Origin of the sequence: Paenibacillus sp. M2 (assembly GCF_046713495.1) — a bacterium.
GTDB lineage: Bacteria > Bacillota > Bacilli > Paenibacillales > Paenibacillaceae > Paenibacillus > Paenibacillus amylolyticus_B.
Genome location: NZ_CP169648.1, coordinates 3092011 through 3105501 on the forward strand (window position 1 = coordinate 3092011; position 13491 = coordinate 3105501).

The 13491-nt window shown below is 45.1% G+C and carries 8 protein-coding genes; 6 read left to right on the top strand and 2 right to left on the bottom strand.

Going from position 1 to position 13491, the window contains the following annotated elements; translation table 11 throughout:
* The first annotated feature begins 112 nt into the window (after positions 1–112).
* Positions 113–3850 carry an alpha-L-arabinofuranosidase C-terminal domain-containing protein gene (locus ACETMN_RS14190; RefSeq protein ID WP_411736261.1) on the top strand — a complete coding sequence of 1246 codons (3738 nt, stop codon included), beginning with the start codon at positions 113–115 and terminating at the stop codon, positions 3848–3850.
* A gap of 137 nt (positions 3851–3987) precedes the next feature.
* Here the strand turns inward: ACETMN_RS14190 and ACETMN_RS14195 are convergent, their stop codons facing one another.
* On the bottom strand, positions 3988–5385 hold the full coding sequence (locus ACETMN_RS14195) for a TrkH family potassium uptake protein (protein WP_105598576.1): 1398 nt from the start codon (positions 5383–5385) through the stop codon (positions 3988–3990).
* Positions 5369–6034, bottom strand: coding sequence for a potassium channel family protein (locus tag ACETMN_RS14200; protein ID WP_091016628.1), 666 nt, complete (start codon positions 6032–6034; stop codon positions 5369–5371). Before ACETMN_RS14200 ends, ACETMN_RS14195 begins: the two co-directional genes overlap by 17 nt.
* Positions 6035–6346: 312 nt before the next feature.
* Between ACETMN_RS14200 and ACETMN_RS14205 the strand changes: the two genes are divergently transcribed.
* From ACETMN_RS14205 to ACETMN_RS14225, 5 genes are all read left to right on the top strand, one after another.
* Positions 6347–7252, top strand: a complete 906-nt coding sequence (locus tag ACETMN_RS14205; protein WP_091016626.1) for an ABC transporter permease — start codon at positions 6347–6349, stop codon at positions 7250–7252.
* Between the two features lie 15 nt (positions 7253–7267).
* The gene (locus ACETMN_RS14210) at positions 7268–8158 is read left to right on the top strand and encodes a carbohydrate ABC transporter permease (protein ID WP_411736262.1); all 891 of its coding nucleotides are present in this window, start codon (positions 7268–7270) and stop codon (positions 8156–8158) included.
* A gap of 62 nt (positions 8159–8220) precedes the next feature.
* On the top strand, positions 8221–10002 hold the full coding sequence (locus tag ACETMN_RS14215) for a sensor histidine kinase (protein ID WP_411736263.1): 1782 nt from the start codon (positions 8221–8223) through the stop codon (positions 10000–10002).
* A gap of 4 nt (positions 10003–10006) precedes the next feature.
* Positions 10007–11686, top strand: coding sequence for a response regulator (locus ACETMN_RS14220; RefSeq protein ID WP_091016620.1), 1680 nt, complete (start codon positions 10007–10009; stop codon positions 11684–11686).
* Positions 11687–11805: 119 nt separating this feature from the next.
* Complete coding sequence (locus ACETMN_RS14225; RefSeq protein WP_091016618.1) at positions 11806–13449, top strand: extracellular solute-binding protein; 1644 nt, start codon at positions 11806–11808, stop codon at positions 13447–13449.
* Positions 13450–13491: the final 42 nt, after the last annotated feature.

The following is a 13491-nucleotide window of genomic DNA, read 5'->3' on the forward strand; positions in this document are numbered from 1 at the left end:
GATGCGATATTATTACGTTTAAGAAATGTATTTAACTATTTATCAATCATTTTATATTAATACGAATCAAAAGCGTGAATCGACAATTCCCAACTACATAGGAGGTAAGAACATGAGCACATATCAAAATCAATTAATCGCACAATACACGTTCGAAGCTGCCGGTCAGATCGGGAAGGACAGCTCCGGTAAGGGACATGATGGTATAGCCAAAGGTGAGATCCTACCTGTGGTATCCGAGTTGAAAGGAAGATCCGCGGTGACTTTCAACGGGGGAGCGAATGGAACTTCTTATCTGCAACTACCCTCGAATCTGCTTCGGGATGTAAGCGATAACACAGGAGTTACGATTGCCACTTGGGTGTTTCTGGGCAAGGGGTCCAATGTGTGGGAACGCATTTTTGACTTTGGTAAAGGGGAGAAGGGACCGTATTTATTTTTGACACGTCAGCTTCTGGGTACGTTATATGCCGGAGATAATCTGGTTGTTCATCCAAGTGGGGGAGTTGCAAGCGGTGAATGGATGCATATTGCACTCTCCGTGGCAGGCAGCCAAGGGGGGACGCTCAGCAGTGCGGGTCCGATTGTATATGTGAATGGGGAGAAGGCCGCAGACGGCTCGATCAGTCAGACATCCAGTGGCAATTATGCCAAACTGCGCGAATGGTTTGATTCGTTCACTGATCCTGAGAATTATAGCCAGAATTATATTGGACGCTCCCAGTATGCAGCGGATGTGGATTTTGCAGGTTCGTTATCCGACTTTCGGATCTATGGGGCAGCGCTCACCATGGATGAAGTTATTGAAGTGATGTGTGAATCACTGACAGATGAAGCGATTGTGAAGCTTGCGGCAGACAAGTATTTGTCCTTCCCCAACCGAATTATCACCAAAGATGTGTCACTGCCTGCACATTTGCTGGGTGATAAAGTGACGGTTCAGTGGAGTTCCAGTAATCCGGAAGTCCTGTCTGAGAATGGAGAGGTTCAGGCAATTACATCCGCACAAGAGGTTACGCTCCGTGCGCTTCTGAACAGAGGTGATCGTAAGCTGAGCCACAGCTTTGACGTGTCTGTTGTGCCGGCGCATCTTCCGCCTTATACGGTCACCATCCATGGAGATCAGAAGGTGGCTGACATCAGTGAAGTGATGTATGGTTTGTTCTATGAGGATATTAATAACGCGGCAGATGGCGGTATCTATGCGGAGCTTGTCCAGAATCGATCATTTGAATCTTTTGCATTTGATACATACTCGCATGACTCTGGAGAGTGTGGTTGTTCGACAGGTCGAAATCGTGAGCCTTTGTTTGCCTGGTCAGGCGATACGGATAAAATGCTCGTGCAGCATACGGATGGACTAAACGTTCACTTTAACGTGGAAGATCCTGAAGTAAATGCTTATTATGTCACGGTTCAGGATGGGGCAACGATTCGGAATCGTGGATTCTCAGACTCTAACCAGTATTGTGCCATGTCCATCAAGCAGGGTGAAACATATGACTTTACCGTATGGGCAAAAGCAGAATTGGCAGGAACGATCACTGTTCAATTGCAGGATAGAGAAGACACTTCCATCAGTGATTCGGTAACGTTACATGTTGAAGGCGGAAACACATGGAAGAAATACGGCTTGTCACTTACCGGAACGGAAACTGTACTTGGTCAATTGGCACTTACGTTTGCAGGTGATATCTCCGTCGATATGGTGTCCTTAGTGCCTCAGAATGTATGGGGATTTGATCCGACAGAAAAAGGGATATCCGCTACAGCACATGCCAACTACACAGGTAATCCGAACTATCGATTGAGAAAAGATCTAATTCAGGCACTCGCAGATCTGCATCCAAAGTTCCTGCGTTTTCCGGGAGGATGTATCTCGGAAGGGTCCTTCATATGGGACAACGTATATGATTGGAAGGATTCTGTAGGACCCGTTGAGCTGCGCAAAGAGAATTATAATGTCTGGGGTTACATGATGACGATGGGGCTTGGTTATATGGAGTACTTCCAGTTGGCGGAGGATCTGAATGCTGCTCCGGTTCCAGTGATGGCTTGCGGTGTGTTATGTCAGGCACGTTCGGATTATGCTCATCCTGCGGGTGGCGCATTAAGGGATTATTATATCCGCAACTTCACAGACCTGATCGACTTTGCGCTCAGTACAGATTTTGAACACAACGAATGGGCGGGGGTACGAAGCCAGATGGGACATCCTGAACCGTTTGATCTTCGTTATCTCGGCGTAGGTAATGAGAACTGGGGCACTGAATTTTTTGCCAACTTCGAAGTATTCAAACGTTCGATAGATGACTACATGAAGCAGAACTACCCTGATCATGAACTGCACATTATCTCGACAGTTGGTGCTCAGGCGGATGATAATGCGTACCAGGAAGGATGGAAATTCCTCAGCGGGAACCTCACCGGGTCAGCTCAAGTGGCTTTTGCCGATGGTACTGAGGTGATTGAGGAGACGGTAACCTGGTATGAAAATCAGGACAATTATATGGACACCATCGCAGATGAGCACTACTACCGCTCCAATGAATATTTGCTGAATAACGTAGATCGATACAACTATTATGACCGGGCTTATCATGAAGATGGAAGTATCGATTGGAAAGAAACATCCAAAGTGTTTGTTGGAGAATATGCTTCCACGGACAAAAACACGCTGGCAGGAGCGGTCGCAGAAGCTGCGATCATGACCGGATTTGAAAATAATGCAGACGTTGTTCGTTTGGCTGCCTATGCGCCATTGTTCAACAAAGTACTAACGGACGGAACCTATCGCTGGACGCCAGACTGCATCTGGTTTGATGATGAAACAGTATGGTATACACCGAATTATTATGTACAGCAGCTTTTTGCAAAATATGTAGGGGATCAGGTGCTTGAAACTTCATTCTCCACCTATAGCAAAGGTAAACCGCTGAGTCTTATTCCGCGTGGCGGCATCGAAATTGCAACAGGGAATGCAGAGATTGTGGTGAAACGAGTCACAGTCACGTCCAATGTGGATGGCAGTTTGATGTTTGATGAAGATTTCAGGGAACGTACAGAGCCTAGTGAGGCATGGATTCCAATTCCTGGATCGGAAGGATATACGTTAAACGCAGGAAGAGGGCTCAGCCTGAGCGCACAAACTAGTGGATTGAATGGACTGTACCTGCTGAATGACGAATGGACCAACTACAAGGTACACGTTGAGGCGGTAAGAATTTCAGGTGAGGATGGTTTTTACATTGGCGTGGGACTGACGGATATCTCACCTGAGAACAAGGATGTTATCGAGTACGCAATAAGTTACGGCGGGAATGCAACAGGAGTGAAGGTGTACAAACAAGGGATTGAAGGTTATACACTGGGAGACTATTCATCCAGCTCGGCAGCAGGTAACCTGAGAGCGGCCAATTATGAACCACTCGAGAATGGGATCGATTATACAATCACGGTTAACTATGGTGGGGATACAGGGAAGAATCTGATCTGCTCGTATACGGATGGGCTCCATCCCAGCAAAGTTCTGGATTACAAGCTGGAAGCCTACAACCGGGAAGTATTCCACTCCGTTACGAAGGACACACGGCATGTGTATGTGAAACTGGTCAATGCAGATGATGTGGATAAATCAACCCGGATTTGCCTTCAGGATCTGAAGGTTGATGGTTCAGCCAGACTGATCACACTTACTGGAGAAGATCATTTGGTGCATATTCCAAATGTGAATCAGAAGAATGATGAGAAAGTGATTCCCCAAGAACAGGAGATAAAATTGAATGGTGAATCAGTGATCGTTGGTTTGTCAGCTCATTCGGTAAATGTTCTTATTATGGATCTTCTGTAAGCAAATATATAAATAAAGGCCCCCTTAAGCAGACATCTGTTGTTTGCGATAAGGGGGCGTTTTGCTATTGAACTTGTTTTGAAATAAAAAGAAATTACTTTTCCGCAATAAGATTAACATGTCAGTAGTCCGGTATGTTAACCAATAAGGACATGGTCCTCTGCATAACCGATTTTGGATGTGCGTTTCTTCTGAGCCAGTGCAAAAGCCAGAGTTAAGGGTCCCAATCGTCCTGCAAACATCGTAATAGAGACTATAATTTTACCGGTAACACTCAACTCACTTGTCAGACCCATCGAGAGTCCAGTGGTGCTAAATGCTGAAGTGGCTTCAAACAGAACATCCAGAAAATGATTTTCAAGAATGCCTTCGGATATGGATAGCAGAATGGAGATCCCAAGCACAAAGGCGAGAGAACTTAAGACAACAGCGAGTGCACGCATTACTGTTTCTTCTGCAATTTTACGCTCAAAAGCATGAATCTGTCCGCCGCCCCGAAATGTTTGTATGGTCGCAAGAACAAGGACCACAAAAGTATTGATTTTAATTCCTCCACCTGTTCCGCCGGATGAAGCCCCAATGAACATTAGGATAATAATGAAAAATTGGGATGTGGCCAACATACTTCCAATGTCAATGGTATTGAATCCAGAGCTTCGAGGAGCAGTACCCTGAAATAGAGAAGCCCATATACGTTCACTGTAAGATAAATCAGCAAACGTAGAAGGATTCCAACTCTCGAGTAAAAAAATGGTGATAAATCCAAACAAGTACAGAGAAAAACTACCGATTAACACAATTTTTGAATGAAGGGAGAGCTTTCTCCATGAACGTTTGCGGAATACATCCACAACCACAATATAACCCAAGCCGCCAATGATAAAGAGCGTAATTACTGTAAGATTAACAATCGGGTCACCAACAAATGGAGTAAGGCTATCACTCCAAAGAGAGAAACCCGCATTATTGAAGGCAGAGATGGAATGGAATATGGCGTAATAGAAAGCTTGTCCCCATCCCAAATCGCTCTGCCAGCGCAATGTAAGAACCACGGTAGCCAGAGCTTCAAAAGCAAAGGCTATAAGTACAATATACATGGATAACTTAACCAGACCTTGAGCAGAGGAGGTATTGGTGGCTTGTTGAATAAGAAGCCTCTGTTTCAAACCAATCCGTTTCCCCAGAATAATGGCAACCATTACACCTAGTGTCATGAAACCCAGTCCACCAACCTGAATTAAAATCATGATGATGACCTGTCCGAATGTTGAAAAGACACTCCCTGTATCCAAGACAATCAGCCCATTTACACATATAGCGGAGGTTGCTGTGAACAAGGCATCAAGTAAACCGATGGAATTCCCGGTACTTGAAGATATCGGCAGTGCAAGCAATATGGCTCCGATCCAGATGAGAGTGAAGAAGATCATCATGATGAGTTGTGGAGGGCTCATATTATTTTTCAACTTGTTTACAATCGATTCAATGTTTGTCAGAGTCGGAGTTCCCATCACGCGTTTATCTCTTTGGCTCATAATCGCTCTCCAGATTTCGAATGTCATCGTTACTACCTATTAACAAGAGCATATCTCCCGCACGGACTGTGTCTTCCGCCATGGGTGAGATATTCAGGTTATTCCCTGTTTTGATGGCGATAACCGTACATCCATATTCAGCCCGAATATTGAGTTCTAGCAAAGTCTTCTGATTCATACTTAAGGGAGCTTTGATCTCGACCAGATTATAATCTGAAGACAATTCAATGGAATCAATAATGTTGTCTGAGCTAAGCTGATTTCCCAGCCTTGTGGCCATGTCACGTTCAGGATAAACGATCTGGTCCGCACCAATCTTGCTAAGCACACTGCCATGGTTATCATTTTTTGCTTTGGCTGTTACTTTGGGCACATTAAGTTCTTTCAATAACAAAGTGGTTAGTATACTTGCTTGCAGATCTTCGCCGATCGCGACAATAGCGTGTGAAAAGTTGCTTGCCCCAAGCTCCATAAGGACTGATTTGTCAGTGCAATCTGCTTGTACCGCATGGGTTGCCACCGTTGAAATCTCCTGAACAAGAGTTTCGCTTTTGTCTACAGCGAGCACTTCATGCCCATTTTTAATGAGTGTGTGTGTCAAGCTTGAACCGAATCGTCCAAGACCAAGTACCATAAATTGTTTTTTCATAATATCCCTCAATTGTAATCAAAATAAATAACAGTTTCCTCTACACCCTAATGGTAAATATTACATTACGTACACTGGAATGTAAGGTTTCATATCGTAGTTAGCAAATCCTGTCCGTCATGTCTATGTCTAAGCATATCTCAAAAGAGTTCATTCTAATGGCTTAAGAATAGAATTGCAACTGATTCGATTCTTTTTTGGTATGGCGGTTGAACTGTGCAAAGGGTCAACAAAAGATACCCAAAGTAAATAGCCTACACTATTGCGGTGATCTGGCTGCTCCTATAATAAACGTTGAAGGAGGAGTCAGCTATGCGTTCCAACTACAAACAATTTATCCGAAACGTTCCGCTTCATCTTATGATTCTACCCGGACTGCTGATTATTATTGTATTCGGTTACATTCCGATGGCGGGGCTCTCTATTGCCTTTCAGAATTTCTCTCCCATTGCCGGATTCAAAAACATGAACTGGGTGGGCCTAGACAATTTCAGGTATCTGTTCGATCTGCCCGGTTTCTCGCAAGTTGTATGGAATACGGTGTTTATATCAACGATGAAAATTGTGTCCGGCTTGGTCATTCCGGTACTTGTAGCCTTATTACTCAACGAGGTTCGCAAGACAGGTTTCAAAAGAACGATTCAGACTGTAATTTATATGCCTCACTTTTTCTCTTGGGTTATTCTGGCGGGAATCATCGTGGATGTGTTATCTCCCAGCACGGGGATCGTTAATATGTTGCTCAAAGCCCTCGGAATTGACCCAATTCAATTCCTGGCCAGTAACGAGTGGTTTCCATACATACTTGTCATCACAGACCAATGGAAAGAATTCGGATTTGGTACGATTATCTATCTTGCTGCCCTCACGAATATTGATAAGTCACTCTACGAAGCCTCTGTTATGGATGGAGCGGGAAGATGGAAGCAGACATGGCATATCACACTGCCAGGCATTCGCCCGATCGTAATTTTGATGGTAACGCTTAGTCTGGGGAATGTACTCAACGGCGGTTTTGATCAAGTGTTCAATTTGTATAATCCTTTGGTGTATGAATCAGGAGATATTCTCGATACGATGATCTATCGGATTGGATTGCAGGATGCACAGTATTCTGTATCCACAGCGTTGGGGCTGATCAAATCTGTCGTTTCTTTCATTTTTATTGGACTTGGTTATTTCTTGGCCTATCGGTTCGCGAATTATCGGATATTCTAGAAAGGAGGCAGAGTCATGCACCACGCTTCAAGAGCCTATCGGTGGTTCCTAGGGTTTAACTACGTCATCCTGACGATTCTTGCCTTGTTATGCCTGTTCCCGATTGTGAATATATTAGTGATTTCATTTAGTTCAAGTGATGCGGTCAAAGCGGGAAGTGTCACATTCTGGCCTGTGGATTTTACATTGTCCTCCTATCAATACATTCTGGAAAATCAGCAGTTCCTGAACTCATTTGGCACGAGCCTTCTCCGTGTAGTCCTGGGGGTTACGACCAACTTGGTATTCACCATTCTGGTGGCTTATCCACTCTCTAAAGAGGCTACGAAATTCCGTTCAAGAACGTTCTATGCCTGGATCTTCGTATTCACCATGTTATTCAGTGGGGGATTGATCCCGGGTTACCTGGTGGTTAAGGAAGCGGGCTTGTTGGATTCCATCTGGGCCCTGATTCTGCCAGGTGCTGTTCCGATCTTTAATGTACTTCTAATGCTTAATTTCTTCCGGGGATTGCCGAAGGAACTTGAAGAGGCCTCCTGGATGGATGGGGCAGGACATTTCCGCACGCTATGCAGCATCTATCTTCCTATTTCACTTCCCAGTATTGCGACCATTACGCTGTTCGCCATGGTAGGACACTGGAACGCCTGGTTTGATGGCATGATCTACATGAAGAGTCCGGAAGGTTATCCGCTTGCTACCTATCTTCAGTCCATGTTGCAGCAGGTGACGATGATTCAGAGCGAGATGATGACGCTGGAAGATGCAACGCTCTTAAGTCAGGTATCGGATAGAACCACCCAAGCTTCCCAGATCTTTTTGTCCGTTATTCCGATCCTGCTTGTGTATCCGTTCCTGCAACGGTATTTCGTTCATGGTCTTGTCGTCGGAAGTGTAAAGGGATAAGATCGATAGGAGGAAAACCGATCGATGGAAGGAGCCGATTTCTGGCTCCTTTTTTGCTATTGATGAGAGAGCGTGAGGAAAGGAGGAGGGAAACTTTGCGATTCATCCGGGGGAGATGGAGAGAGTCATCCATTGTCGTCAAACTGATGATTGCTTTTGTACTGGTCATTCTGCCCTTGTATGGGATAAGCATTATGATTACGCAAGTCAGCTCCAAACAAATGCAAACGGAGGTGGAGAAGGCACATGAGTCCAAATTGTACTTCTACCATAATCATCTGCAATTCGAATTGGAGCGAATGAGTGCACTGGTGACCGAATTTTCATTTGATGAAACCATGTCCACACTAAGTACACGAGCCGCAATTATGAGCAGGTATGAAGTCACGTCCAGTCTGAACAACATTCACAATAAGTTGGGTCAGATCATGGTGACGAGTCCTTATATTAGTGATGTTGTGTATTACGTTCCCGCTCTGCATAAACGGGTCAGTGCGGCGGACGGAATTCGGGATGTAGAGGATACCGAGTGGAAGAATCTGCTCGCGACGATGGGGAATCTGAATGGCGAATTATCACATTCCAATAACGATCTCTATTTCCTGAAAAGTAATCCATATAACATGAACCATGAGGAACCACCCAATTTCATATTAGGAATACGCTTGTCTGCTGAAGAACTGAAACATCGTTTGCAGCAGCTATCGGAAACGGGCGAAAGTGAGATTACACTGAGTTTTGGTGAACAGCAACATGTAGTGATTTCTTCTTCCGAGCAGCCAGCACCTGTAAAACCGATCCGAACAGTTTCGCCGGAACCGTCTGAGTCCATGCAAGTTACAAAGTTCCAATCTGATCCATATCTCTATTATTCGTTGCATGATAAGGATCACTCGTTCACCCTGACAGCTACTATACCGCAGGATGTGCTGAGTGCGCCGCTGAAACAATACAACGTATGGTTATGGATGGTGACCTTCATGTCAGTTGTAATTATTATTGTCTTCTCGTTTTCGATCTACAGATCGATTCACCAACCGTTAGCGTTGCTCATCCGAGGATTCAGAATGGCTGAACAGGGCCAGACAAGTGTACATATTCCTTCATCCAGAAGGGATGAATTCGGCTATTTGTACTCCCGATTCAACCATATGATAGAACGCCTACATATTTTGATCGATGAGAATTATGTTGCACGCATTCGAACAAGTGAGGCGGAACTCAAACATCTGCAATCCCAGATTCAACCTCACTTTTTATACAACAGTCTGTTCAGCATCAAGCAAATGGCTGAGGTGGAGAATGTGGAGCTCATTCAGGAATTCACCGACTACTTGGGTCAATATTTCAGGTATATGTCTCGGGATTCTCATACGGAGGTATCGTTGGGGGCTGAGATTGACCATGCGCTGGTCTATGCATCGATTCAAAAAATTCGGTTTGGTTCGAGGATTCAATTGGAATTGGAGGATCTGGACGCAAGATACAGAGACATTTCCGTTCCCAGAGTTATGATTCAGCCGATCGTAGAGAATGTGTTTGAGCATGCACTAGCCAAACGCAGCCAAGGAGGTATTCTACAGATCTCGTACCAAAAGGGCCTGGACAATCTATCCATTCGCATTGAGGATGATGGGGATCAGTTAAGCGATGAAACATTGATTTATCTGCAATCTGCATTTGAGGAAACAGAGCGGAAACATGGAAACGAAGAGATAACCGGGCTCATCAATGTGAATCAGCGATTACGAATCAAATTCGGGGCTGGTCATGGTCTTACAGCGCAGCGAAGTGAGCTCGGTGGGTTGTGCATTATAGTGAAGATTCCATGGGAGGGGGAGTAATGTCATGCAGAGGATGCTTATCGTAGATGATGAACCCGTTATTCTGGACGGACTGTATGCGTTCTTTCAAAAAGCAAATCTTCAGGACATGGAGATAATCAAGGCATACTCTGCCTATGAAGCTATCGATTGGCTGAACTCGGTCAAGGTTGATATTGTACTCAGCGATATCTGTATGCCTGGCATGGATGGCATGCAGTTAATTGAGCAGATTATGGATCGGTGGCCACGATGCAAAGTCCTATTGCTGACAGGTCATAACGAATTTGATTATGCACACCAAGCTATTCGGAATCCTTGCGTTGTTGATTACCTGTTAAAGACAGAGGGCATGAATCACATTCGGGCTGCGGTAGAACGGGCATTAACACAGATCTCGGAAGAGAATGATTTTCGCTACCAAGCTGCATGGTTTCGCAGTAAATTGCCACGAGCGCTGCCCCAGTTACAGCGTCAATTGCTGCTGGATGTGCTGAAGCGAACGGATAGACCTGATATCGCTTCACTTCAGGAAGAGCTGGATGCCGTGCAGCTCCCCTTCCAATCTGATCAACTTGTTATTCCTGTGATTATAAGAGTGGAGGAGTGGAACAACTACCAGTCTCAGGCGGACCGCAGTCTCATCCGGTATGCCGTTGCCAATGTTGCGGAGGAGTTGCTGCAGGACAAGGCCAAGGTGAAGGCAATTGATCTGGACACTCAGGTCATCGCTTGCTTTATTCAATCGCAAGGGGCGCATCCGTCCCACATATCTAATAATGAAGGGGAACGAGGGAGTCAGCTGGATAACTGGCAACAAACTCTTCGTTTTGTCTATGGCACACTGGAGTCTGTGCAGCAATCCTGTGCGGACTGTCTGAACCTGTCTGTATCCATCATGGTCAGTGAGCAGGCGGTAGAATGGAGCGGGGTTAATCAGGCAATCGGGCAGTTACGCCTGTCGATTCATGAGAGTCCCGGGCTTGGGATGGAGAAGCTGCTGCGTGTAAATATCCAGAATGAATTGCCTTACACCCCTAGCATCATGAATCAACAGGGTGTTGTAACGCTGCATCTGGATCAGATCAAACAGCGAATAACCGCCGGGGATCGGGAATGGATGGAGTCTTTCCATAAATGGACCGAGGCTGCGAAGGAAGGGCTTCAAGATCCGTTCTTCCGCATGAAAACGTATACGGGTGCAGCGAGTGTACTCATTGAAGTCCTGCACGAACTGGGGTTGTATGAATCGGCAATGGAAGAAATATCGCTTTCCCGAATGCTGCATTTTGACATCCATACCGCATGGTCTGATCTGGTCATCTTTTATCAATCGGCATACGAATGGATGATCTCCAAACGAAGCGATGCTCGCCTGAATGATCAATCACAGATTCTAATTACGATCCATCATTACATCAAGCACCATCTGGAGGACGACCTCTCACTCACACGGATCGCACAGGAAGTCTCTCTTAATCCTTCTTATCTGTCGCGTTGGTACAAACGGATTACAGGCAAAGGCATATCCGACTACATCCATGACCGCAGAGTGGAGCGAAGCAAAGAGCTGCTTCTGGGTTCTTCCTGCAAAATGCATGAAATATCCGCGAAAGTTGGGTTTAGCGATCAGCATTATTTTTATCGTTTCTTCAAAAAAGCAACAGGCTGCACCCCTCAAGAGTTTCGGGATCAGAAAAGTTAAATGATATCTCAAATGGTAAATCAAAGATACCAGATGTCAACGGGATACACTCGAAGTGATAGCGCTTTCTTTGTAATATAAAATTATACCTCACGGGAGGAGAAAAAAGGGGGATTCGCATGAATATATCATTTAAGAAGTTCTCATTATTAACATTAACCATGGTACTGGCCACCACGCTTGCTGCCTGTTCATCTGGTGCGGGAAGTGCCGAGAATGAAGCTGAACCGAACGCACAGCAGGATGCGGGAGGACCACTTACGAAATATGACCCACCCATTAAACTGACTTCCACCATGAATGAAACAGGGAAAGAATCGCTTGCCCAAGGAGATACACACGCCAATAACATCTGGACCAGAGGGTACAAGGATGAACTTGGTATTGATGTAACGTACGAATGGATTGTTCCGGATGCCAATTATAACGATAAGATGAATGTCACATTGGCGAGTGGTGATCTGCCGGATGTCCTGAAAGTGAGTGCTGTTCAATTCGAACAACTGCATGAAGCAGGAATGCTGGAGGATCTGACCCAAGTATATGACAAGTATGCATCCGAACTGGTGAAGGAGTTCATGTCTGCTGAAGATGGAGCAGGTCTGAAGCCAGTAACGAAGGATGGAAAAATATACGCCATGGTGAGTTTCCCAGGCTCGCTGGATTCCTCGGATATGATCTGGATTCGTCAGGACTGGCTGAAAAAGGTTGGTCTTGAAGCGCCCAAGTCCATGCAGGATGTCATCCAGATTGCGGAAGCCTTTACCTTCGAAGATCCAGATGGAAATGGCAAAGATGATACGTATGGTATTGCCTTAAACAAAGATTTGCCTATTAATGCGTTCTTGCTCGGTTATCATGGTTATCTCGAAACCTGGATTAAGGATGCTTCAGGTCAAGTCGTGAATGGAACGATCCAACCGGAAGTGAAAGAAGGATTGCGTGAGCTTCAGACTCTGTATCAGAAGGGTGTGCTTGATCCTGAATTTGGCGTGAAGGATTTTGCTAAAATGATGGAGGATGTGAATGCAGGCAAGTCAGGCATGTTCTTCCTGCCACAATGGGCACCATTTCAGGTTAGCAGCATGATTAAAAAAGACAAGAACATCGACTGGATGGCTTACCCGGTTCAATCGATTGATGATCAGCCAGCCAAAACACAGAATCATCTTAGTCTTGGCGGTATATTTGCCGTTCGTAAAGGCTACGAGCATCCAGAAGCGTTGATTAAACTGCTTAATTTCCAGGCTGAAAAAATGTTCGGTGAGTCTGCGAAGGAAGAACGGGCTGCTTACTTAAATGGACTGACAGGTCTTGGTTTTCATAATGCAACGGTCTCCAACCTGCCAGCCAACAAAAATGTGAAGGCGCAGGACGAAGTAGAGCAGGCGCTCAAAACTGGAGATACGTCCGGATTGGAACTCGAAGCGAAGCTGTTCTATGACGATATTATGGATTATCGGAATGGGAATCTCGACAAGTGGCATATGGAGCGTATCTTTGGCCCAGAGAGTTCACAAGGTGTGATTAAATATTATCGGGATAATGACCTCATTGTCATGAATGAATTCATCTATGCACCGACGAGAACAATGAATACGAAGCAAGCTACACTGGATAAACTGAGAGCCGAGACGTTTCTGAAAATCATCTATGGTAACTTGTCGATTGACGAGTTTGATAATTTCGTAGCCAATTGGAAGAAACTTGGAGGGGATCAAATCACACAGGAAGTGAATGAAACGATCGCTGCTAACCAATAGCATGATTGATTCATACTATCCAAGAATGGAACATGAAAAATG